Origin of the sequence: Pseudomonas sp. NBB (genome assembly GCF_032701105.1) — a bacterium.
Classification (GTDB): domain Bacteria; phylum Pseudomonadota; class Gammaproteobacteria; order Pseudomonadales; family Pseudomonadaceae; genus Aquipseudomonas; species Aquipseudomonas asiatica.
In genome coordinates this window covers 2917831-2940540 of record NZ_CP103994.1, presented here as the reverse complement: position 1 = coordinate 2940540, position 22710 = coordinate 2917831, and the positions used below count along the sequence as shown (strand labels likewise).

The 22710-nt window shown below is 64.2% G+C and carries 19 protein-coding genes; 17 read left to right on the top strand and 2 right to left on the bottom strand.

Annotation, left to right across the window (positions count from 1 at the left end; translation table 11 throughout):
* Positions 1-93: 93 nt before the first annotated feature.
* Positions 94-1737 (bottom strand): acetolactate synthase large subunit, encoded by a 1644-nt coding sequence (locus NY023_RS13835; protein ID WP_013972567.1) that lies wholly within the window; start codon positions 1735-1737, stop codon positions 94-96.
* 170 nt (positions 1738-1907) lie between these two features.
* Between NY023_RS13835 and NY023_RS13830 the strand changes: the two genes are divergently transcribed.
* The 17 genes from NY023_RS13830 to NY023_RS13750 all read left to right on the top strand — a co-directional run bounded on the left by NY023_RS13830 (position 1908) and on the right by NY023_RS13750 (position 22012).
* A complete protein-coding gene (locus NY023_RS13830) occupies positions 1908-2789 on the top strand; it encodes a LysR family transcriptional regulator (RefSeq protein WP_013972566.1) in 882 nt (293 codons plus the stop codon).
* Between the two features lie 238 nt (positions 2790-3027).
* Positions 3028-4212, top strand: a complete 1185-nt coding sequence (locus tag NY023_RS13825; protein ID WP_044047038.1) for an MFS transporter — start codon at positions 3028-3030, stop codon at positions 4210-4212.
* Between the two features lie 199 nt (positions 4213-4411).
* On the top strand, positions 4412-5377 hold the full coding sequence (locus tag NY023_RS13820) for an endonuclease (RefSeq protein WP_013972564.1): 966 nt from the start codon (positions 4412-4414) through the stop codon (positions 5375-5377).
* Between the two features lie 146 nt (positions 5378-5523).
* On the top strand, positions 5524-5832 hold the full coding sequence (locus NY023_RS13815) for a hypothetical protein (RefSeq protein ID WP_013972563.1): 309 nt from the start codon (positions 5524-5526) through the stop codon (positions 5830-5832).
* 48 nt (positions 5833-5880) lie between these two features.
* Entirely contained in the window at positions 5881-6432 is a 552-nt protein-coding gene (locus NY023_RS13810) for a YbhB/YbcL family Raf kinase inhibitor-like protein (RefSeq protein WP_013972562.1), read from the top strand.
* A 555-nt stretch (positions 6433-6987) separates the two neighbouring features.
* The gene (locus tag NY023_RS13805; protein ID WP_013972561.1) at positions 6988-8043 is read left to right on the top strand and encodes a 3-deoxy-7-phosphoheptulonate synthase; all 1056 of its coding nucleotides are present in this window, start codon (positions 6988-6990) and stop codon (positions 8041-8043) included.
* An 80-nt stretch (positions 8044-8123) separates the two neighbouring features.
* Positions 8124-8405: a peptidylprolyl isomerase gene (locus tag NY023_RS13800; protein WP_003258780.1), complete on the top strand. Its 282-nt coding sequence runs from the start codon at positions 8124-8126 to the stop codon at positions 8403-8405.
* An 11-nt stretch (positions 8406-8416) separates the two neighbouring features.
* Complete coding sequence (locus NY023_RS13795) at positions 8417-10345, top strand: extracellular solute-binding protein (protein WP_044047037.1); 1929 nt, start codon at positions 8417-8419, stop codon at positions 10343-10345.
* Positions 10342-11400: a microcin C ABC transporter permease YejB gene (locus tag NY023_RS13790; RefSeq protein WP_013972559.1), complete on the top strand. Its 1059-nt coding sequence runs from the start codon at positions 10342-10344 to the stop codon at positions 11398-11400. Before NY023_RS13795 ends, NY023_RS13790 begins: the two co-directional genes overlap by 4 nt.
* The gene (locus NY023_RS13785) at positions 11400-12416 is read left to right on the top strand and encodes an ABC transporter permease (RefSeq protein WP_013972558.1); all 1017 of its coding nucleotides are present in this window, start codon (positions 11400-11402) and stop codon (positions 12414-12416) included. Before NY023_RS13790 ends, NY023_RS13785 begins: the two co-directional genes overlap by 1 nt.
* Positions 12417-12555: 139 nt before the next feature.
* Positions 12556-13938, top strand: a complete 1383-nt coding sequence (locus tag NY023_RS13780; RefSeq protein ID WP_044047036.1) for a sigma-54 interaction domain-containing protein — start codon at positions 12556-12558, stop codon at positions 13936-13938.
* Between the two features lie 269 nt (positions 13939-14207).
* A complete protein-coding gene (locus NY023_RS13775; RefSeq protein ID WP_013972556.1) occupies positions 14208-15599 on the top strand; it encodes a GntP family permease in 1392 nt (463 codons plus the stop codon).
* Between the two features lie 10 nt (positions 15600-15609).
* The gene (gene hbdH, locus NY023_RS13770) at positions 15610-16380 is read left to right on the top strand and encodes a 3-hydroxybutyrate dehydrogenase (protein ID WP_013972555.1); all 771 of its coding nucleotides are present in this window, start codon (positions 15610-15612) and stop codon (positions 16378-16380) included.
* A gap of 55 nt (positions 16381-16435) precedes the next feature.
* Positions 16436-16915: a serine protease inhibitor ecotin gene (gene eco / locus NY023_RS13765; protein ID WP_044047035.1), complete on the top strand. Its 480-nt coding sequence runs from the start codon at positions 16436-16438 to the stop codon at positions 16913-16915.
* A gap of 144 nt (positions 16916-17059) precedes the next feature.
* Complete coding sequence (locus NY023_RS13760; protein WP_031324340.1) at positions 17060-19015, top strand: acetoacetate--CoA ligase; 1956 nt, start codon at positions 17060-17062, stop codon at positions 19013-19015.
* 202 nt (positions 19016-19217) lie between these two features.
* Positions 19218-19493, top strand: a complete 276-nt coding sequence (locus tag NY023_RS13755) for a peptidylprolyl isomerase (protein ID WP_013972552.1) — start codon at positions 19218-19220, stop codon at positions 19491-19493.
* A gap of 92 nt (positions 19494-19585) precedes the next feature.
* Positions 19586-22012: an autotransporter outer membrane beta-barrel domain-containing protein gene (locus NY023_RS13750; protein ID WP_013972551.1), complete on the top strand. Its 2427-nt coding sequence runs from the start codon at positions 19586-19588 to the stop codon at positions 22010-22012.
* Here NY023_RS13750 and NY023_RS13745 read toward each other — a convergent pair.
* The gene (locus tag NY023_RS13745) at positions 22009-22632 is read right to left on the bottom strand and encodes a LysE family translocator (protein WP_013972550.1); all 624 of its coding nucleotides are present in this window, start codon (positions 22630-22632) and stop codon (positions 22009-22011) included. The genes NY023_RS13750 and NY023_RS13745 overlap by 4 nt on opposite strands.
* Between the last annotated feature and the right edge of the window lie 78 nt (positions 22633-22710).

Sequence of the window (22710 nt, the reverse complement as noted above, 5' to 3'; positions counted from 1 at the left end):
GGATGGCACCGGCGGCGCCGGTGTTTGCGGTTGCGGATTCTGAGGCAGGTCGGATCGGCGCCAGCCTTGAGGTGGCGCCGATCCTGTCAGGCCTTACACCGCCAGCGCGCGCTCACGCAGCTCGCTATTGAGGATGCGGTCGTTCTCGCTGTAATCGACCGGGCAGTCGATCACGTGCACGCCCGGGGTCTTGATGCAGTGCTCCAGCAGCGGCAGCAGGCCTTCGGCGCTTTCCACGCGGTGGCCGTTGGCACCGTAGGCTTCGGCGTACTTGACGAAGTCCGGGTTGCCGTAGTCCAGGCCGAAATCGGTGAAGCCCATGTTCGCCTGCTTCCAGCGGATCATGCCGTAGCCGTCGTCACGCAGGATCACCACGGTGATGTGCATGCCCAGGCGTACCGCAGTTTCCAGCTCCTGGCTGTTCATCATGAAGCCGCCGTCGCCGCAAACCGAGATCACCGGGCGGTCCGGGTGCACCAGGTGCGCGGCCATGGCCGATGGCAGGCCGGCGCCCATGGTTGCCAGGGCGTTGTCCAACAGCACGGTGTTCGGCTTGTGCGCCTTGTAGTTACGAGCGAACCAGATCTTGTAGATGCCGTTGTCCAGGGCAACGATACCTTCGGACGGCAGCACGCGACGGATGTCGGCGACCATGCGCTGCGGGTAGACCGGGAAGCGGTTGTCGTCAGCACCTTCGGCGATCTGTGCTTCGTTGGCTTCACGGATCGCCATCAGGCGGGTGAAGTCCCAGTGCGAAGTGTCGTTCAGCGCTTCGCTGATCTGCCATACGGCGTTGGCGATGTCGCCGATCACTTCAACCTGCGGGAAGTACACGGCATCGACTTCGGCGGAGCGGAAGTTGATGTGGATGACCTCGGTGCCGCCACGGACCATGAAGAACGGCGGCTTCTCGATCACGTCGTGGCCGATGTTGACGATCAGGTCGGCGGCTTCGACGGCGCGGTGCACGAAGTCACCCGACGACAGTGCGGCGTTGCCCAGGAAGCGCGGGTGGCGCTCGTCGACCACACCTTTACCCATCTGGGTGGTGATGAACGGGATGCCAGTCTTGTCGATCAGCTGCTTGAGGACCTTGGCGGTCATCTTGCGGTTGGCACCGGCGCCGATCACCAGGATCGGGTTACGGGCGTTCAGCAGCTTTTGTACGGCTGCGTCGATCGCCACGTGCTCGGCCAACGGGCGGCGGTGCAGGCTTGGCGGGATCGGCAGCGCGTCGGTCTGCTCGGCGGCGATGTCTTCCGGCAGCTCCAGGTGCACGGCACCCGGCTTTTCTTCTTCAGCCAGGCGGAAGGCTTCGCGCATGCGCGAAGGGATGTTGTCGGCGGAGGCGAACTGGTGGGTGTACTTGGTGATGGGGTCCATCATGCCGCACACGTCGATGATCTGGAAACGGCCCTGCTTGGACTTCTTGATCGGCTTCTGGCCGGTGATCATCATCATCGGCATGCCGCCCAGGTAGGCGTAGGCGCTGGCGGTGACCAGGTTGGTGGCGCCAGGGCCGAGGGTCGACAGGCTGACGCCGGTCTTGCCGGTCAGGCGACCATAGGTGGCAGCCATGAAACCTGCGGACTGCTCGTGACGGGTAAGTACCAGCTTGATCTTCGACTTGCGCAGGGATTCGAGCAGGTCGAGGTTTTCCTCACCAGGAATGCCGAACACATACTCGACACCTTCGTTTTCCAGGCATTGCACAACGACATCGGCGGCCTTGGCCATTTGGGGTACTACCTCAAAATCTTTGTGGGATTGCAGATTTATTAAGCTGCGTGACTGAGATGTTGCAGGATGTCTCAGTGGCGCGCATCGTAGGCCCTCTGGTTAATAATAATAAATATATTGTTATGATGCTTGGCATCACAGTTTGTTATGAACGGTAAACCCCCTCAATGAACCTCAAGGCATTGCGCTGCTGCGTCGAGATCGTGCGCCAAGGCAGCTTCACCAAAGCCGCGCAGCATCTGCATATCGCCCAGCCGGCACTTAGCATGGCCGTTACCCGCCTGGAGGAAGAACTGGGCGTCACCCTGTTCAACCGCACCACTCGCAAAGTGATACTGACGGCCGAGGGCGAACGCTTCCTGCCACGTATCGCTTCGGCCCTGCGCGAAATGGATGTGGCCCGGCAAGAACTGCGCGACATGGCCGACCTGAAGCGCGGCGAAGTGCGCCTGGGTATCCCGCCGATGTTCGGCCTGCACTATGTGCCCGGCCTGATGAACGCCTTCCGCCAGCTGTACCCGGGTATTGGCATGACCGTGTTCGAAGGCAGTGCCGAGGACATCGGCCATCGCCTGGAACAACGGGAAATCGACCTGGCGTTGCTCGAGTCCCGGCGCGTGCCACCCGACAAGGAATCGATCCTGCTGGGCAGCGACGAGATGCTGGCGTGTATGCACCCTGACCATCCCTATGCCGGCAAGGCCTTCCTCACGGCCGAGGACCTGCGCAATACCGACATGGTGGTATTCGATCGCACCTTCGTCCAGCGCCACCTGCTGGATGCGTTCTTTGCCGAACATGGCATCACCTACCGGGTAGCGCTGCAAAGCAACTTCGTATCGCTGGTGGTACAGGCCGCGCTGGACAACATGGGCGTGGCGACCCTGCTGCGCTCGGTGCAACAGCGCACACCGGGCATCGTCGGCGTACCGTTCCAGCCAGCGCAGCAGATGAGCTTCCGCTTGTGCTGGCGCTCGGGGGAATATCTGTCGCTGGCCAGCAAGCGCTTCATCGATTTTGCCGCGCAGACTCATTACCTGGAGCGCTGACTCCACCCTGCTCCGCTGCCACAGTCATTACGCAGATCTGCTGTGGGAGCGGGCGTGCCCGCGAACACCGGCGCAGCCGGTGCCATCCTCCGCGCTGGATTCTTCGCGGGCCTGCCCGCTCCCACAGGTGCTGCTTATGCCGCAGGTTCAGGAAGCTGGCCAGCTTCCTCGACGTCACCAGCACGGATTGACTATGATCCCGCCTTGAACGTTTCAGCATGTTTCAACAAGGATCCAGATGTCAGTTCAGGAATTACCCCCTCTCCCTAGCAAAAGTACCGTCGCGAAGATGGAAGCCGCCATGGCGCTGGGCAGCTTTGCCATTGGCACCGGCGAGTTCGCCATCATGGGCCTGATGCCCGATATCGCCAGCAATCTGCAATTGAGCGAGCCCCAGGTGGGCCATGCCATCAGCGCCTATGCGCTGGGGGTGATGGTTGGCGCCCCGACACTGGCGATCATCGGTGCCAAGCTGTTGCGCAAGCACATGCTGCTGCTGTTGATGGCGCTGTATGCCATAGGCAACCTGGCTACCGCCTTCGCCCCCTCGTTCGGTGGCCTGGTCGCCTTCCGCTTCATCAGCGGCCTGCCCCATGGCGCCTACTTCGGCATCGCGGCGGTGGTGGCGTCGAACATGGTGGCCAAGGACCAGCGGGCGGGGGCCGTGGCCCGGGTGATGATGGGGCTGACCGTGGCCATGTTGCTCGGCAACCCGGTTGCCACCTTGCTGGGCCAGTACTTCGGCTGGCGCTCGGCGTTCGTGCTGGTCGGCGCGATCGCCCTGTGCACCATCGCCCTGGTCTGGCGCTTCGTGCCCCAGCGCCACGATGAAGTGCGCAGCGACCCGCGCAAGGAACTGCAAGCCTTCACCCTGCCGCAAGTGTGGATGGCGCTGGGCATCGCCTCGATCGGCTTTGCCGGCATGTTCTGTGTGTTCAGCTACCTGGCGCCGACCATGTTGCAGGTGACCCAGGTGTCGCCGCAGTGGATTCCATTCGGCCTGGCGGCATTCGGCGTCGGCGGCATCGTCGGCAACATCGCCGGTGGCAAGCTGTTCGACCGCCTGCAGTTCCGCGCCGTCGGGCTGGTGCTGGTGTGGTCGATTGCCGTGCTGCTGTTCTTCAGCTTTGCCGCCCAGGCGCTGTGGAGCCTGCTGCTGGGCATTGGCCTGGTCGGCACCATGATTGCCCTGGCGGCGCCGTTGCAGATCCGCCTGATGGACATTGCCCATGAAGCGCCAAGCCTGGCGGCGGCGTCCAACCATGCGGCGTTCAACCTGGCCAATGCGCTGGGGCCGTGGCTGGGTGGCATGGCGATTACCGCAGGTATGGGCTGGACCAGCACCGGGTACATCGGCGCGGCTACGGCGCTGGTCGGGCTGGGGATCTACCTGGTGGCACGGCGGATGAAGGGTGGGCACTAAGGTTGAGGCCTGACAGATAGCGTGAAGGGGGCTGCCATGCAGCCCATCGCCGGCAAGCCAGCTCCCACAGAGACCGCACAATGCCTGAAATTTTCATGGGCAGCGACGACCCGCGCCGCCCACTAGTGTGGATCAGTGAGCTGGCCAGCCCCAAGGAAATGATTACAATGCATGCCCCAACCTGAAATATGTTTTTCCCATGAAATCACTGCTTTACGCCGTATCCTTACTGTTTTCCTTCACCCTCCCTGCCCTGGCCAGCCCGCCGGCAACCTTCACCGAGGCCAAGTTGGTGGCCAAGCAGAAGGTGTACATGGACCAGGCCAGCAGTGCCATGGGCGACCTGTACTGCGGTTGCAAATGGGCCTGGGTGGGCAAGTCTGGCGGGCGTATCGATGCCGCCTCGTGCGGCTACCAGACCCGCAAGCAGCAGAACCGCGCCGAACGCACCGAATGGGAACACATCGTGCCGGCCTACACCTTCGGCAACCAGCGCCAGTGCTGGAAGAATGGCGGCCGCGAGCATTGCGTGGATGACGACCCGGTGTTCCGCGCCATGGAGGCCGACCTGTTCAACCTGTACCCGGCAGTGGGCGAGGTAAACGGTGATCGCAGCAATTTCAACTACGGCATGGTTGCTGGCAATGCAGGGCAATACGGGCAGTGCACCACCAAGGTGGACTTCGTGCAGCGTGCTGCCGAACCACGCGACGAAGTGAAAGGCCTGGTCGCCCGCACCACCTTCTACATGTACGACCGTTACAAGCTGAGCATGTCGCGCCAACAGCAGCAGTTGCTGATGGCCTGGGACAAACAGCACCCGGTGTCGGCCTGGGAGAAAGAGCGTGACCGGCGCATTGCCGCGATCATGGGGCATGCCAACCCCTTCGTGACCGGGGAACGCAAATGGACCGCCAACTACAAGCCGGTCGGCAGTGGCGTAGTGCAGGCGGTGCCAGAAAAGGCCGCCAAGCCCGAATCCAAGCCGAGCCTGGCCAGTGCCGGGTCGGTGGGCGCGGTGCTTGGCAACCGCAACAGCCATGTCTATCACCTTTCCGTTGGTTGCCCGGGCTATACCCAGGTTACCGCGAAGAACCAGGTCACCTTCGCCACAGAGGGTGAGGCGCAGGCAGCGGGTTATCGCAAGGCGGGCAACTGCCGCTGATCGCCTTCCTCGGGGCCTGCGCGGCCCCCTTGCAATCGAGCGGGCTGCACAGCAGCCCGCAACAATGACCATCCGTCGCCCAGACGGCACCCCACTCCCCGCCCCCAGCCCAACGAATGACAGATCATCCGCAAAGGAGACGTTCCATGATCCGCATTCGCCCACTCTCACTCTGCCTTGCCCTTGCCCTGGCCAGCGTCACTGGCACCAGCTTCGCCGCCACCGACACAGCCACCGACAGCCGCCCGCAAACCGACCAGCACGGTGGCAAGACCGCCGGTGAAGACAGCAGCGTAAACAGCCCAGGCAGCAGCAAAACCAATGACAGCAGCGACACCGGCAGCAACAGCGATGCCGCCGACGGCGCCGCTGGTGGCTCGAACAGCACCGGCGAAGCAACCGGCTCCGGCGCCGGGCACACCGGTGGCACCGCCGAGGACCAGGACAGCCATTGAGGCCGGCCTGGGCTACACTGCGCCGGAACGCCCTGCCAAGGATTCACCATGAACCTCAAACCCTGGCTGCTCGCCGCCCTGCTGCCTTGCAGCGCCTTGGCCGTCGCTGGCAGCCAGGGCGCGCTGTCGATCAGCTCATCGTCGTTCACCGATGGCGGCGTGATCGCCTTGCAGCAGGTTGGCCCGGACCCGGCCTGTGGTGCTGGCGAAGAGCGCACCCCGCAACTGAGCTGGGACAACCTCCCCGCAGGCACTCAGTCGCTGGCACTGATCATGTTCGATCCGGACGGCGGCAAGGGTATTGGCGTGGTCCACTGGATCGCCTACAACATCGACCCGGCCCAGGATGGGCTGAAGGAAGGCGTCGCCGGGCTGACCGGGCAAGGCGTGACCGTGGGGCGCAACTCGCGGGGTACGCTCAGCTACCGCGGCCCCTGTCCACCCGCCGGCGACAACCCGCACCACTACGCGCTGACGCTGATCGCCACCGACCTGCCATTGGGTACCCTGCCCGAAGGCCTGGATCGCAGCGGCTTGCTGCAACTGCTGCAAGGCCACGCGCTGGGGGCGCAGAGCCTGGTCGGGCGCTATGGCCACTGAGCCTGGCCGTACCGGAACAATTAAACACCCCCATAGCATTTATCCATTGAATGGCCCAGTCGAACTGAAGTAAGCTCGGGCTCATTCACTGGAGAGCAACATGCCGAAACACACCCGCAACCACGCCAACCACACCGGTCGCACCCTGCGCCCTGTGCTGGCCGTTGCCGGCTGCGTGGCACCTGCCAGCTATTACTTTGGGTATTGGTTTAGCCACTAGGCGCCGATACCCACACGGCGCCCACCTTCGAGGGGCCGCCGAACATGAGAATACTCAAACCCCCGGTCGGCTCCCCGACCGGGGGTTTTGCTTTTCAGGCCTTTGAACAACACCGATTCACATTGAGGACAGATTCATGAACTACGCCACTTATTACTACGCAAACACCTACGCCTGGCGATTTAGCCAATCCCGTTCGGGCCAGCCTGCCGCCTCCGTTCGGTCTTCCACAGGTGGCAATGCAGCAGCCAATACGAATTCAACGATTTGTCGAACACCTCGATAGGGCCGACGACGCGGGCCAGAACCCGCCGTCCGCCCAGGGAAAAAATGCCATGCACGCTTCCAGCCTCGCCCTGACCCAGCCGCAAGCAGCCAACACCACCGTCAGCCAGCGCCTGCCCAGCCCGCACCTGCTCAAGCAGCAAATGCCGCTGTCCAGCGAACTTACCCAGCAAGTCCATGCCCACCGCCAGGCCATCCGCGACATCCTCGAAGGCCGCGACCAGCGCCTGCTGGTGATCGTTGGCCCGTGCTCGATCCACGACCCGCGCTCGGCCCTGGAATACGCCGACCGCCTGGCCACCCTCAGCCGCGAAGTCGACGACAAGCTGCTGCTGGTGATGCGCGCCTACGTCGAAAAACCCCGCACCACGGTCGGCTGGAAGGGCCTGGCCTACGACCCGCACCTCGATGGCAGCGACGACATGCACGCCGGCATCGCCCTGTCCCGCGGGCTGATGCTGAACATGATCGAACGCGGCCTGCCGGTTGCCACCGAACTGCTGCAGCCAATGGTCGCCGGCTACTTCGATGACCTTCTGACCTGGGCCGCGATTGGCGCGCGCACCACCGAGTCGCAGATCCACCGCGAAATGGTCAGTGGCCTGGAGCTGCCGGTCGGCTTCAAGAACGGCACCGACGGCGGCATCGCCATCGCCAGCGACGCCATGCGCAGTGCCGTCCACTCGCACCGCCACTTCGGCATGGATGCGCAGGGCTACCCGGCCATCATCGAGACCTTGGGCAACCCGGACACCCACCTGGTGCTGCGCGGCGGCCACAAGGGCCCGAACTTCGACGCCAACAGCATCGCCATGGCCCGCCAGGCGCTGGCCAAGGCCGGGTTGCAGGCGCGGATCATGGTCGATTGCAGCCATGCCAACAGCGGCAAGGACCCGGCGCGTCAGCCGGCCGTTTTCAACGATGTGCTGGAGCAGCGCCTGGCCGGCGACCGCTCGATCGTCGGCGTGATGATCGAAGGGCACCTGTTCGACGGCTGCCAGGCGCTGGGCAAGGGCGCGCTGAAATACGGCGTGTCGATCACCGACGGTTGCCTGGGTTGGGCCTCGACCGAAACCCTGTTGCGCGAGGCGGCACAAAAACTCTAGGTAGCGGGACGCAAGCCTGGCGAGACATACCCTGGACAAGTGCGCTAGGCTTGCCTTTTTTACCCCAAGGAGCAGTACCCATGGCCCGTGCAACCGCCCGCCACATCCTGGTCAGCAGCGAAGAGAAATGCAACGAACTGAAAGCCCAGATCGAAGCAGGCGCCGACTTCGCTGAAATCGCCAAAGCCAACTCCACCTGCCCGTCCAGCCGCCAGGGCGGTGACCTGGGCTCGTTCGGCCCGGGCCAGATGGTCAAGGAGTTCGACACCGTGGTGTTCAGCGCCCCGGTCAATACCGTGCAAGGCCCGGTCAAGACCCAGTTCGGCTACCACCTGCTGGAAGTGACCAGCCGCCAGGACTAAGTAGCCAGTAGCTGCTCATGTCCCCTGTGGGAGCGGGTTCACCCGCGAAATCGCCAGATCAGGCAACGACGTTGCGTGAACGGACGCATTCGCGGGTGAACCCGCTCCCACAGGCCCTGTGTTACCTTTTTCTGCTTTGTTTTTCCTTCAATAGCCAGGCTGCACCCACCCACGCCCTCACCGTCTACGGCGAAGCCCCCCGTTACAGCGCCAGCTTCCAGCATTTCGACTACGTCAACCCCGACGCCCCCAAAGGCGGCATCCTGCGCCGCTCGGCCATCGAGATTGGCCAGTTCGACCATATCCTGCCGTACATCGACAAAGGCATCGGTGTCAGCGAGGTCGATGGCCTGCTGTACGCGCCACTGGCCGTGCGCTCGTTCGATGAACCCTACACCGTCTACGGCCTGATCGCCCGGCGCATGGAGCGCGGCCCGGAGGATGCCTGGCTGCGCTTCGAGATCGACCCGCGTGCCACCTTCGCCGACGGCAAGCCGGTGCGCGCCGAGGACGTACGCTTTACCTTCGAGCTGCTGATGAGCAAGGGCAGCCTGAGGTATCGCACCCAGTTCGCCGATGTTGCCGCCGTCGTGGTGGAAAGCCCACACAGCGTGCGCTTCGACTTCAAGCCTGACCACGGCCGCACCCTGCCACTGGACCTCGCCAGCCTGCCGGTTCTGCCCGAACACGACTGGCAGCAGCGCGATTTTGCCAACGGCGCCGGCTTCGACAAGCCGGTCGGCAGCGGGCCGTACCGTATCGGGAGCATCGACAACGGCCGCAGCATCACCTTCCAGCGCGACGCCAACTGGTGGGCGCGCGATCTGCCGGTCAGCCGTGGCCGCTACAATTTCGACAAGCTGCGCATCGAGTACTTCGGTGATACCGAAGTGGCGCGGCAGGTGCTCAAAGGCGGCGGCTACGACTACAACCGCGAATTCTCCGCCACCGCCTACACCCTGGGCTACAACGGCGCGCAACTGGACGACGGCCGCCTGCAGCGCGCCCACCTGGGCCCGGCCAAACCGCAGGTGGCCCAAGGCTTCGTGTTCAACCTCGACCGGCCGCAGTTCAATGACCGTCGCGTGCGCCAGGCGCTGGGCATGCTGTGGGACTACGAGTGGAGCAACCGGCAGATGATGCGCAACATGTACATTCGCCAGCAGAGCGTGTTCTCCAATACCCCGCTGGCCGCCCGCCAACTGCCGGATGCCGGCGAGTTGAAACTGCTCGAACCGTTGCGCGGCAAGGTGCCGGACGAAGTCTTCAACACCGTGTTCACCGCCCCGGTCACCGATGGTTCGGGGATCATCCGCAAGCAGCAGCTGCAGGCACTGGCGCTGCTCGAACAAGCCGGCTGGCGCCCCGAAGGCGACCGCCTGGTGAACAGCCAGGGCACGCCGCTGGCGTTCACCTTCCTCAACGGCCAGGCAGGCATGGAGCGCCTGCTGCTGCCGTGGAAGCGCAACCTGGCCCAGATTGGCGTGACCCTGGACATCCGCAACGTCGATTCGGCCCAGTACGTCAACCGCCTGATGGCACGTGACTACGACATGATCGTCACCGGCTACCCGGTCACCCTGTCGCCTGGCGCCGAGCTGTACAACTATTTCGGTTCGGCGGCGGCCCACGACCCTGGGTCGAACAACCTGATGGTGCTGCAGGACCCTGCCGTGGACCGCCTGATCGACGGCCTGGTGCGCGCCGACACCCAGGCCGACATGCTGTACCACGCCCATGCCCTGGACCGGGTGCTGCAATGGAACTACTACTGGATCCCCAACTACTACCCACCGGGCAGCTCCACTGTCTGGTGGAACCGCTTCGGCCTGCCCAAGGTCCAGGCTGCCTATGACGAAGGCCTGGACACCTGGTGGGAAGTCAGCCCTGCCGCGCTGACCAACGCGCAAATGGCCGAACGCCGGAAATCCTCGCCATGACCACTTACATACTGCGCCGCCTGCTGCTGATCGTCCCGACCCTGCTGGCGATCCTGTTGGTCAACTTCCTGATCGTCCAGGCCGCACCGGGAGGCCCGGTGGAGCAGGCGGTGGCACGCCTGCAAGGTATCGGCGGTGGCGCTCCCGGTGCCCGGGCCGAGGTGGTGCACGGCGAGTCACGTGCCACCCGTGGCCTGGACCCGAAACTGATCGAGGAGATCAAGCGCCAGTACGGCTTCGACAAGTCCGCCCCCGAGCGCCTGTGGCTGATGCTGGGCCAGTACGCCCGGCTGGACTTCGGCAACAGCTTCTTCCGCGGCGCCAAGGTCACCGACCTGATCCTCGACAAGTTGCCGGTAACCCTGTCGCTGGGCTTCTGGGCCACGCTGATCACCTACCTGGTGTCGATCCCGCTGGGCATCCGCAAGGCGGTGCGCCATGGCAGCCGCTTCGATGCCTGGAGCAGTGCACTGATCGTGGTCGGCTATGCCCTGCCCTCGTTCCTGTTCGCCCTGTTGCTGATCGTGCTGTTCGCCGGCGGCACCTCGCTCAGCTGGTTCCCGGTGCGCGGCCTGGTCTCGGACAACTTCGACGAGCTCAGCCTGCTGGGCAAGGTCGCCGACTACTTCTGGCACCTGGTGCTGCCGGTCGGTGCCCTGGTGATCGGCGGCTTCGCCACCCTGACGCTGCTGACCAAGAACGCCTTCCTCGACGAGATTTCCCGGCAATACGTGGTTACCGCCCGCGCCAAGGGCCTGAGCGAACGCCGGGTGCTGTATGGCCACGTGCTGCGCAATGCCATGCTGCTGGTGGTAGCCGGGTTGCCGCAGGCATTGATCACGGTGTTCTTCGCCGGCTCGTTGCTGATCGAGGTGATCTTCTCGCTCGATGGCCTTGGCCGCATGAGTTACGAGGCGGCCGTGTCGCGGGATTACCCAGTGGTGTTCGGCACGCTGTTCATCTTCACCCTGGCGGGCCTGCTGATCCGCCTGATCGGTGACCTGTCGTACACCCTGCTCGACCCGCGTATCGACTTCGACGCGAGGGCACACTGATGCTTTCGCCGATCTCGCGTCGCCGCCTGCAACGCTTTCGCCGTAACCGCCTGGGCTGGGTTTCGCTGTGGCTGTTCACCGCCCTTTTGCTGCTGAGCCTGTGCGCCGAGCTGGTGGCCAACGACAAACCGCTGCTGCTGGGCTACAAGGGCGACCTGTACGTGCCGGCGCTCAAGCGTTACACCGAGCAGCAGTTCGGCGGCCAGCTGCCGTTCCAGCCAGACTACCGCAGCGCGTATGTACGCCAGTTGATCGAACAGCAAGGTGGCTGGATGCTGTTCGCCCCCATCCCGTTCAGCGCCGATACCCCCAACTACGACCTGCAGGTGCCCACCCCCAGCCCGCCGAGCGCGAGCAACTGGCTGGGTACCGACGACCAGGGCCGCGACGTGCTGGCCCGGGTGCTATATGGCACGCGGGTATCCTTGCTGTTCGCCTTCGCCCTGACCGTGGTCAGCGTGCTGATCGGGGTGGCGGCCGGGGCCCTGCAGGGCTACCACGGTGGTTGGGTCGACCTGGTCGGCCAGCGCCTGCTTGAGGTGTGGTCGGGGTTGCCGGTGCTGTACCTGCTGATCATCCTCAGCGGGTTCGTCGAGCCGGACTTCTGGTGGCTGCTGGGGATCATGGCGCTGTTCTCCTGGCTGACGCTGGTCGACGTGGTGCGCGCAGAGTTCCTGCGCGGTCGCAACCTGGAGTACGTCAAGGCCGCCCGAGCGTTGGGGTTGCCAGACAGCCAGGTAATGCTGCGGCACATCCTGCCCAATGCCATGAATGCGACCCTGACCTATGTGCCATTCATGCTGACCGGGGCGATCACCACCCTGACTGCGCTGGATTTTCTCGGTTTCGGCATGCCGGCCGGGAGTGCTTCGCTGGGAGAGCTGGTGACCCAGGGCAAACAGCACCTGGAGGCGCCGTGGCTGGGCTTTACCGCGTTCTTTGTGCTGGCGGTGATCCTGTCGCTGCTGGTGTTTATCGGGGATGCCTTGCGCGAGGCGTTCGACCCCAGGGGATAGGTTTTCAGGTCTGGCCTCTTCGCGGGTAAACCCGCTCCCACAGGGTCACCACAAATCCTGAGGCTGTGGGGTACCTGTGGGAGCGGGTTTACCCGCGAAGAGGCCGGCCCTGCTTTTACAGATTTCAGGATTTCTACCCATGCACGACAGCGACAGCCTCAAGGACTACCCCCAGGTACGGCAACTGGCGATCCGCTCGCTGTTCGAGATCATCGAGCAGTCCAGCGAGGGCACGGTAATCGTCGACCGCCAGGCGCGCATCGTCTGGATGAACGAGCGCTACGCCCGGCGCTTTGGCCTGGCCGACGCCGCCAGTGCCATCGGCCAGCCATGCGAGGCGGTGATCCCGGGCAGCCTGATGCGCGAAGTAGTGAACAATGGCCGGCCAATCCTGCTGGACATGCTCGATACCCCTAACGAGCCGCTGGTAGTGATGCGCCTGCCCATCCACGACGACCAGGGCGCGCTGATCGGTGCCATCGGCTTTGCCCTGTTCGATGAATTGCGCAGCCTGTCGCCGCTGCTCAAACGCTACTCCAGCATGCAGCAGGAACTGGCCTCGACCCGCTCGCAGTTGCGCGCTCGCCAGGCCAAGTACAGCTTCGCCCAGTTCGTCGGCAGCAGCGCCGCCAGCCTGGAGGCCAAGCGCCGCGCCCGGCGTGGCGCGAGCAGTGATTCGCCGGTGTTGCTGCTGGGCGAAACCGGCACCGGCAAGGAACTGCTGGCCCATGCCATCCATGCGGCGTCGGCGCGGGCGCACAAGGCGTTTGTCAGCATCAACAGTGCGGCGATCCCCGAAACACTGCTGGAAGCCGAATTCTTCGGCACCGCCCCCGGCGCCTTTACCGGCGCCGACCGCAAGGGCCGCACCGGCAAGCTGCAACTGGCCGAAGGCGGCACGCTGTTCCTCGACGAGATCGGCGACATGCCGCTGGCCCTGCAGAGCAAGCTGCTGCGGGTGTTGCAGGAAAAGGAATACGAGCCGGTAGGCTCGAACCAGATGCTGCGCAGTGATGTGCGCATCATTGCCGCCACTTCCATCGACCTGCAGGCCGCCATCGCCCGAGGGGCATTCCGCGCCGACCTGTATTACCGGCTGAATGTGCTGCCGATCGAGGTGCCACCACTGCGGCAACGGCTGGAGGACCTGCAGGCGCTGTGCGAGGCCATCCTGGGCGAACTGGGCAGCCAGTATGAGCTGGAGGCCGAAGCGCAGCAGCTACTGGCGCGGCATGCATGGCCGGGAAACATTCGCGAGCTGCGCAATGTGCTAGAGCGGGCCACGCTGCTGGCGGATCAGCCGCGGCTGGGGGTGGCGGATCTTCGGGCGGCATTGGGGCCGTTGAGCCCGGTGGCGGGTGAACCTATGCGGCAGACTTACCGTGAGGCCTGTGAGGCATTTGAGCGCGAGCTGATTGTTGGGGCACTGGCCGAACATGGGGGAAATGTGCCGGAAGCTGCGTCGGCGTTAGGACTGGGGCGGTCAACGCTGTATAAGAAGATGGTAGCGCTCGGTCTCTGAGTGGAGACTTTTGTTTCCATTTCGAGACTGTCGCGAGGGCTTTGCCCTCGATCGCGACACAAGGCCGCTCCTGCAGGAGATCGCGGTGCACATGTAGGAGCGGCCTTGTGTCGCGAGGGGCCGCAAAGCGGCCCCAAAATCTCAAGACAGAGACAAAAATTCAGAAGAAAACAAAATACCTATATAAATCAGTGAGTTAAAAACTGGCACGATTCCCGCTATCTCCTGCTCACCGATAAAAACAAGACTCACCCAGGAGACCCACCCCGATGACCGTGCTCATCGCCCTCGCCGCTCTGGCCCTGCTGATGCTGGCTGCCTACCGCGGCTACAGCGTAATCCTCTTCGCCCCCATCGCCGCCCTCGGTGCGGTACTGCTCACCGACCCGTCCGCCGTGGCCCCCGCATTCACCGGGGTATTCATGGAGAAAATGGTCGGCTTCATCAAGCTCTACTTCCCGGTGTTCCTGCTGGGCGCCGTGTTCGGCAAGCTGATCGAGCTGTCCGGTTTCTCGCGCTCGATCGTCGCCGCCGCCATCCGCGTGCTCGGCACCCGCCAGGCGATGCTGGTGATCGTGCTGGTCTGCGCGCTGCTCACCTACGGCGGCGTTTCGCTGCTCGTGGTGGTGTTCGCGGTGTACCCGTTCGCCGCCGAGATGTTCCGCCAGAGCAATATCCCCAAACGCCTGATTCCGGCAACCATCGCCCTGGGCGCGTTCTCGTTCACCATGGATGCCCTGCCCGGCACCCCGCAGATCCAGAACATCATCCCCAGCACCTTCTTCAACACCACCGCCTGGGCCGCGCCATGGCTGGGCCTGATCGGCACACTGTTCGTGTTCTGCGCCGGCATGGCCTACCTGCAGCGCCAGCGCAACAAGGCCCAGCGCGCCGGTGAAGGCTATGGCAGCGATTTGCGCAACGAACCGGAGACCGCTGCCGACCTGGCGCTGCCCAACCCTTGGCTGGCCCTGTCACCGCTGCTGCTGGTGGGGGTGATGAACCTGCTGTTCACCCACTGGATCCCGCAGTGGTACGGCCCAAGTCACAGCCTGCAACTGCCCGGCATGAGCGCACCGGTGCAAAGCGATGTGGCCAAGCTCACGGCCATCTGGGCGGTGCAGGCAGCGTTGCTGGTGGGCATCCTGATGGTGCTGGTGTGTGCCTTCGGCGCCATCCGCACCCGCCTGGCCGAAGGCACCAAAAGCGCCGTGGGCGGTGCCTTGCTGGCGGCCATGAACACCGCCTCGGAATACGGCTTTGGCGCGGTGATCGCCTCGCTGCCGGGCTTCCTGGTATTGGCCGACGCCCTGCGCGGCATCCCCAACCCACTGGTCAACGAAGCGATTACCGTGACCTTGCTGGCCGGCATCACCGGCTCTGCCTCGGGCGGCATGAGCATCGCCCTGGCGGCCATGGGCGACACCTTCATCGCCGCCGCCAATGCCGCCAACATCCCGCTCGAAGTACTGCACCGCGTGGCCGCCATGGCCAGCGGTGGCATGGACACCCTGCCGCACAACGGTGCGGTCATCACCCTGCTGGCCGTGACCGGGCTGACCCACCGCGAGGCCTACAAGGACATTTTCGGTATTACCCTGATCAAGACCCTGGCGGTGTTCGTGGTCATCGCCACGTTCTACGCCACCGGCATCGTCTAAGGAGCTTTGCATGACCCTCGAAGGCAAGACCGCACTCGTCACCGGTTCCACCAGCGGCATCGGCCTGGGCATTGCCCAGGTACTGGCTCGCGCAGGCGCCAACATCGTGCTCAACGGCTTCGGCGACCCTGCACCGGCGCTGGCGGAGATCGCCCGGCACGGGGTGAAGGTAGCCCATCACCCGGCCGACCTCTCGGACGTGGCCCAGATCGAAGCGCTGTTCGCCGTGGCCGCGCGCGAGTTCGGCGACGTCGACATCCTGGTCAACAACGCCGGTATCCAGCACGTGGCGCCAGTGGAACAGTTCCCGCTGGAAAGCTGGGACAAGATCATCGCCCTCAACCTGTCGGCCGTGTTCCACGCTACGCGACTGGCCCTGCCCGGCATGCGCACGCGCAATTGGGGGCGCATCATCAACATCGCTTCCGTGCACGGCCTGGTCGGCTCTACCGGCAAGGCGGCCTATGTGGCGGCCAAGCACGGCGTGGTCGGCCTGACCAAGGTAGTGGGCCTGGAAACCGCCACCAGCAACGTCACCTGCAATGCCATCTGCCCTGGCTGGGTGTTGACCCCGCTGGTGCAGAAGCAGATCGACGATCGTGCTGCCAACGGTGGCGATCCGCTGCAAGCGCAGCACGATCTGCTGGCAGAAAAACAACCGTCGCTGGCCTTCGTCACCCCCGAGCACCTGGGTGAGCTGGTACTATTCCTGTGCAGCGAGGCCGGTAGCCAGGTTCGCGGTGCCGCCTGGAACGTCGATGGTGGCTGGTTGGCCCAGTGACGAGCGGCCTGGGCCTGGCGGCGGTCTTGCATTCGTTTATCTGCAAGGAGGCCCTATGCGCCCAACCCCGATGACCGCGATTCTGGCCCTGACCCTGGCTGCCGCCGCACCCGCGATGGCAGCCAGCCTGAAGGACGTCGCGCCCTACCCCGAGGCGGAAAAAGGCTTTACCCGGCAGGTCATCCACCTCCCGGCCCAGGCTGATGAGTCGACCTACCAACTGGAAATCCTCGCCGGCAAGACCCTGAAGGTTGACTGCAATCGTCAGCGCCTGGGCGGCAGCCTGGAGGAACGTACCCTGGAAGGCTGGGGCTACAGCTACTACCGCCTGGACAAGGTCAGCGGCCCGGCCAGCACACTGATGGCCTGCCCCGATGGCAAGAAGACCGAGGCCTTCGTGCCAGTGGTCGGTGAAGGCTTCATGCTGCGCTACAACAGCAAGCTGCCGGTGGTGGTGTATGTGCCCAAGGACGTCGAAGTGCGCTACCGCGTCTGGACCGCGTCGCAGGACGTGCAAAAGGCTAAAGTAGAGTAACGCGCAAGCCCCTGCTGGGGGCTTCTTCGCGGGCACGCCCGCTCCCGCAGGCTATCACCAGGCTGGACATCTACGCTGTACCTGTGGGAGCGGGCGAGCCCGCGAAGGCGCCCTCGAATCCAAATGATCATCTGGAGGTTCGGCATGAACGATGTGCTCTGGCGCCCCTCCACGGCGCAGATCGAGGCCAGCCGGATGGATGCCTTCCGCCGCCGGGTCAACCTGCGTTACAACCTGCAACTCGACGACTACCACGCGCTGCACCGCTGGAGCATCGAGCAGCGCCCTGCCTTCTGGCAAACCGTTGCCGACTACTTCCACGTTCACTGGCATAACCCGCCAAGCCAGGTGCTCAGCGAAGGGCCGCAGATGCCCGATGCCCAGTGGTTCGCCAACGCCACCCTCAACTTTGCCGAACACCTGCTGCGCCGCCGTGACGACCGCCCGGCCCTGGTCGCCGTGCGCGAAGACGGCCAGCGTCAGCTGTTCACCCATGCCCAGCTGGCCGCCCAGGTGGCCGGCCTGCAAACAGCCTTGAAGGCCGCCGGCATCGGCCCCGGCGACCGCGTAGCCGCCATCATGCCCAATACCTGGCAGACACTGGTCGCCATGCTTGCCTGCACCAGCCTCGGTGCGGTGTGGTCCAGCTCCTCGCCAGAGTTTGGCGTACACGGCATCATCGACCGCTTCGGCCAGATCGAGCCCAAGCTGCTGATCGCCTGCGCCGGGTACCAGTACGCAGGCAAAGCCATCGACCAGGTGGACAAGGTCAACCAGGTGTGCGCGCAGCTGCCCGGGCTGGAACAGCTGATCGTGGTGCCCCACACCCGCAGCGGAACGCGTGTCGACGAATTCCAGGCCGCCAATGTCAGCCTGTGGGACGAGTTCTATCAGCCCGGCGGCGAGCCCCGCTTCACCCCGCTGCCCTTCGATCACCCGCTGTACATCCTGTATTCCAGCGGCACCACCGGCGTACCCAAGTGCATCGTCCACCGCGCCGGCGGCGTGTTGTTGCAGCACCTGAAGGAACATGGCCTGCACAATGACCTGAAAGCCGATGACGTACTGTTCTACTACACCACCTGCGGCTGGATGATGTGGAACTGGCTGGTCAGCGGCCTGGCGGTGGGCGCCACGCTGGTGCTGTATGACGGCTCGCCCTTCCATCCCGGCCCCGAGCGGCTGCTGGACCTGATCGACGCCGAGGATATCCAGGCCTTCGGTACCAGCGCCAAGTACCTGGCGGCACTGGAGCAGGCGGGCCTGGAACCTGCGGCAAGCCACCGCCTGGCGCGCTTGCGCCTGCTACTGTCCACCGGCTCGCCACTGTCGCCACACAGCTACGACTACGTGTACCGCAAGATCAAGGCCGACCTGTGCCTGGCGTCGATGTCCGGCGGCACCGATATCGTCTCTTGCTTCGTGCTGGGCAACCCGACCCTTCCAGTGCGCCGTGGCGAGATCCAGTGCAAGGGCCTGGGCATGGCGGTGGAGGTGTGGAACGAGCATGGCCAGCCGGTGCTGGGCGAAAAAGGCGAGCTGGTGTGCACGCGCAACTTCCCGTCCATGCCGCTGGGGTTCTGGAAGGACACGGACGGCAGCCGCTATCACGACGCCTACTTCAGCCAGTTCCCGGGGGTGTGGGCCCAGGGCGACTACGCCGAACAGCGTGCCGACGGCGGGCTGGTGATTCATGGCCGCTCCGATGCCGTGCTCAACCCCGGTGGCGTGCGCATTGGCACGGCGGAGATCTACCGCCAGGTGGAAAAGGTCGAGCAGGTGCTGGAAAGCGTGGCCATCGGCCAGGACTGGCAAGGCGATGTGCGGGTGGTGCTGTTCGTTCGCCTGCGGGACGGCCTGCAGCTGGATGAGGCCCTGCGCCAGCACATCCGCCAGGTGATCCGCCAGTTCACCACGCCCCGCCATGTACCGGCGGTGATCGCCCAGGTCGATGACATCCCGCGTACCATCAGCGGCAAGCTGGTGGAGTTGGCGATTCGCAATGTGGTGCATGGCTTGCCGGTGAAGAACACCGACGCCCTGGCCAACCCCGAGGCGCTGGAGCAGTTCCGGGATCGCGAGGAGTTGCGCACCCCGTAATGAAGGTATTCACCGTCATTGTGTGAGCGGCCTTGCGTCGCGAAAGGGCTGCAAAGCAGCCCCGGGATTTCAGCAGCGAAGCATAGATTTCTGGGGCCGCTTTGCGGCCCTTTCGCGACGCAAGGCCGCTCCCACAATGGCCTCCACTCGACTCGATCAGGCATAATGCCGACCTTTTTCGCCCCCGAAGCACAGGTACCCCATGAAAGCCCAAGCCCGCCACATCCTGGTCAAGACCGCTGACGAAGCCGAAAAGCTCAAGCAGCGCATCGCCAATGGCGAGGCTTTCGACGTGCTCGCAAAAAAGTTCTCCACCTGCCCTTCGGGCAAGCGTGGCGGCGACCTGGGTGAAATCCGCCCCGGGCAGATGGTCGGCGCCATCGACCAGGTGATCTTCAAGAAGCCCCTGCGCGTGGTGCACGGGCCGATCAAGAGCAAGTTCGGCTATCACCTGGTGCAGACGTTCTACCGCGACTGATAGCCCCGGGCCACCTGACATTTTTGCCAGTTGTCCCCCTACCGTACAAAACATACAACTCAGGCAGTGGCCCCTCTAATGGAGACCTGCCTATGCGCTGCCCTCGCCTGCTTTTGCCTGCCGCACTCCCTCTGCTGACTTTGCCTTTGCTGTCTCATGCCCAATCCCTGACCGTTGCAGCAGGCGAGGACCTGGGCGCCATCGTTCAGACGCCAGCTGCAGATCAGTTCATCATCACCGGCGGCAAGGTCACATCGTTGCAACAAGGCGAGGGGCAGGACACGTTCAACATGTCTGGTGGCGAACTAGGGTCGCTCAATCAAGGCGGTGCCATGGACGATTTCCTCATGACCAAGGGGACCATCAAGGGTGCCTTCGAAGATGGCGATACGGCCCGATTCAAGGGTGGCAGCATTGGCAGCATCGACCTCAAGATGGCTGATAACTTCCTTGAAATGTCCGAAAACCTTGGTGTGGAAACCATCGTTGTTGGCAACGTGGTCAGCGGCCTTGGCAACGATACTTACATCCTGGCTGGCGGCACCATCGGGAGAGATCTCAGTACCAGCAGCGGCAAAGACAAGATCAATGTCGAAGGCGTCAATCTCAAAGGCGAGATACGTGCCGGCCAGGGCGACGATAACTTCAACTGGACGAGCGGAAAGATCGGCAAGAAAGTCGACATGGGCGCCGACAATGACACGGCCACCGTCAGCACACTCGACTTGAGCAGTTCAACAGTGCTGTTGGACGGTGGTACGGGCACGGATACCCTGACGTTTCAGCAAGCCAAGGTCGGTCAGGGTGCCTTGTATGTCAACTGGGAGTCCATCAACCTGAACCAGGGCAGCCAGTTGACCCTGAACGACAGCTTGGCCCTGGGTGACCTGGGCTCCGATCAGAAACCGATAGCCGCAGCCACGGGCACCGGTACCCTGCAAGTCGACGCGACCAGCACACTGACAAGTCGCCACGGCAGCATCGTCAGCATCCAGAATGGCAACAAGGCGTCCGTGGTAAACGCCGGCACCATAGACCTGAGCCGTGGCAACGACGCTCAGGGCCGCCTGACCATCCAGGGCAACTACACCGGCAACAACGGCACCCTGCGACTGAACAGCATGCTGGCCGGCGACGGCGCCGCCTCCGATCGCCTGGTGGTCAGCCGTGGTGCGATTGGCGGCTCTACCCAGCTGCTCATCAACAACCTCAACGGCGCTGGCGCGGCGACGGCGCAAAACGGTATTCAAGTCGTTGAAGCGCGTGACGGCGCGGTCAGCACGGCCACCGCATTTGTCCAGACCCAGACCCTTTCAGCCGGCGCCTACGACTACCGGTTGTTCAAGGGCGGCGTGACTGCAGGCAGTGAAAACAGCTGGTACCTGCGCTCCACCCTGGTTGCGCCACCCGCTCCGGCCCCTGCGCCGGAACCGGGCGAGCCGACACAGCCAACGCAACCGGGCGAGCCAGTGGTCATCGCACCCGCCGCTACCCCGCCTGTCGCGGCCCCGGCGCCCGGCCAGGTCGAGCTGCCTGCCCCGATCCAAGGCGAGAGCCTGCCGCTGTACCGGCCTGAAGTCCCGCTGTACGCCACTGCGCCGAGGGGCGCCGCGATCATCGCCCGCCAGGCCTTGGGCACGTTCCACCAGCGTCAGGGCGACCAGCAGCTGCTGCAGGGTGACGGCGCCGTGCCCGCCAGTTGGGGCCAGGCCTATGGCGGCGCGTTACGTCAGCAATGGAGCGGCACGGTCAGCCCGAGCCTGGATGGCGACCTGTACGGCTTCAAGGTGGGCCAGGACCTGTATGCCAAGGTTGGCGACAGCGGTTATCGCCAGCACATCGGTATCTACGTCAGCCATAGCCGTCTGGACGCCGACGTCAAAGGCTTCGCCCTCGCCGTGGAGAACCGCAGCGTCGGTGACCTGGAGCTTGATGGCGACAGCGTCGGCGCCTACTGGACGCTGGTCGGACCGCAAGGCGGCTACCTCGACGCCGTGCTGCAGTACACCAACCTGGATGGCCGGGCGCGTTCGGACCGTGGTGACAAGCTGAACATCGACGGCCACGCCTGGACCGCTTCACTGGAGTCCGGCTATCCCATCGCCCTGTCCGAACGCTGGGTACTGGAGCCGCAGGCTCAGGTGATCGCGCAAAAAGTCTCGCTCGACAGCGCCAGCGATAGCGTCTCCCACATCAGCCACGACGCCCAGGTCGAGCTGACCGGCCGACTGGGGGTTCGGCTCGAGGGGGCCTTCAAAGGCAGCAGCGACCGCCTGTTGCAACCCTATGCGCAAGTCAACCTGTGGCACGGCGACGAGGGCCGCGATACCTTGACCTTCGATGGCGTCGACAAGATCAAGACCGATTACCGCTATACCTCGGTGCAACTTGAAAGCGGCGTGGTAGCGCAGGTCAACGAAGCGCTGAGCCTGCATGGCGGCGTGCAGTACACCGCCAACCTGGACAGCCGCCAGCAGGAAGCCAGCGGCGTGAACCTGGGCCTGCGCTGGCAGTTCTAGCGCCGCGCAGCCAGCAGCCCGAGGCCGGCGCAGCCCAGCAATGAGGCGCTGACCCGGTTGAACAGCCGGCGTGGGCCGGGCTGGCTGAACCAACGCTGCATGTACGCCCCCAGGCCGGCGTAGATGGCGATGGCGGCCCATTCCAGCAACAGGAACAACGCACCCAGCCAGAGGAACTGCTCGCTCACCGGAGTGGTACTGCCGACCGAAACGAACTGCGGCAGGAACGCGGTGAAGATCAGGATAGCCTTCGGATTACCAGCAGCCATCCAGAACTCCTGGCGTACCAGACGCCAGGTGCCGTGCGGCTGATCACCTGCAACCGCGGCCTCGCCCACCGGTGCCCGCCACAGTTGCCAGGCGATATAGAACAGGTACGCCGCCCCCGCCAATTTGATGGCCAGGAACAGGTATTCGCTGGTGTGCAGCACCACTGCCAGGCCCATCGCCGCCAGGGCGATCATGCCGCTGAAGGCGACGATGCGCCCGCCACCGGCCACGCAGGCCGTACGCAGGCCGTAACGGCTGGCATTGTGCAGCGACAGCAGGTTGTTCGGCCCCGGCGCCATATTCAGGGCGAAACAGGCGGGGATGAAAAGCAGCAGGCTTGAAAGGTCCATTATCGTTTTCCTTTGGCAACAGGCGCCTATTTCGGCGGTTAGCTGGCCTGGTGGTCAAGTTACAGCCAGTGGAAAAAA

Coding starts and splice junctions, on each gene's coding strand:
- NY023_RS13835 (WP_013972567.1), bottom strand. CDS start 1,737: ATGGCCAAGGCCGCCGATGTCGTTGTGCAATGCCTGGAAAACGAAGGT.
- NY023_RS13830 (WP_013972566.1), top strand. CDS start 1,908: ATGAACCTCAAGGCATTGCGCTGCTGCGTCGAGATCGTGCGCCAAGGC.
- NY023_RS13825 (WP_044047038.1), top strand. CDS start 3,028: ATGTCAGTTCAGGAATTACCCCCTCTCCCTAGCAAAAGTACCGTCGCG.
- NY023_RS13820 (WP_013972564.1), top strand. CDS start 4,412: ATGAAATCACTGCTTTACGCCGTATCCTTACTGTTTTCCTTCACCCTC.
- NY023_RS13815 (WP_013972563.1), top strand. CDS start 5,524: ATGATCCGCATTCGCCCACTCTCACTCTGCCTTGCCCTTGCCCTGGCC.
- NY023_RS13810 (WP_013972562.1), top strand. CDS start 5,881: ATGAACCTCAAACCCTGGCTGCTCGCCGCCCTGCTGCCTTGCAGCGCC.
- NY023_RS13805 (WP_013972561.1), top strand. CDS start 6,988: ATGCACGCTTCCAGCCTCGCCCTGACCCAGCCGCAAGCAGCCAACACC.
- NY023_RS13800 (WP_003258780.1), top strand. CDS start 8,124: ATGGCCCGTGCAACCGCCCGCCACATCCTGGTCAGCAGCGAAGAGAAA.
- NY023_RS13790 (WP_013972559.1), top strand. CDS start 10,342: ATGACCACTTACATACTGCGCCGCCTGCTGCTGATCGTCCCGACCCTG.
- NY023_RS13785 (WP_013972558.1), top strand. CDS start 11,400: ATGCTTTCGCCGATCTCGCGTCGCCGCCTGCAACGCTTTCGCCGTAAC.
- NY023_RS13780 (WP_044047036.1), top strand. CDS start 12,556: ATGCACGACAGCGACAGCCTCAAGGACTACCCCCAGGTACGGCAACTG.
- NY023_RS13775 (WP_013972556.1), top strand. CDS start 14,208: ATGACCGTGCTCATCGCCCTCGCCGCTCTGGCCCTGCTGATGCTGGCT.
- hbdH (WP_013972555.1), top strand. CDS start 15,610: ATGACCCTCGAAGGCAAGACCGCACTCGTCACCGGTTCCACCAGCGGC.
- eco (WP_044047035.1), top strand. CDS start 16,436: ATGCGCCCAACCCCGATGACCGCGATTCTGGCCCTGACCCTGGCTGCC.
- NY023_RS13760 (WP_031324340.1), top strand. CDS start 17,060: ATGAACGATGTGCTCTGGCGCCCCTCCACGGCGCAGATCGAGGCCAGC.
- NY023_RS13755 (WP_013972552.1), top strand. CDS start 19,218: ATGAAAGCCCAAGCCCGCCACATCCTGGTCAAGACCGCTGACGAAGCC.
- NY023_RS13750 (WP_013972551.1), top strand. CDS start 19,586: ATGCGCTGCCCTCGCCTGCTTTTGCCTGCCGCACTCCCTCTGCTGACT.
- NY023_RS13745 (WP_013972550.1), bottom strand. CDS start 22,632: ATGGACCTTTCAAGCCTGCTGCTTTTCATCCCCGCCTGTTTCGCCCTG.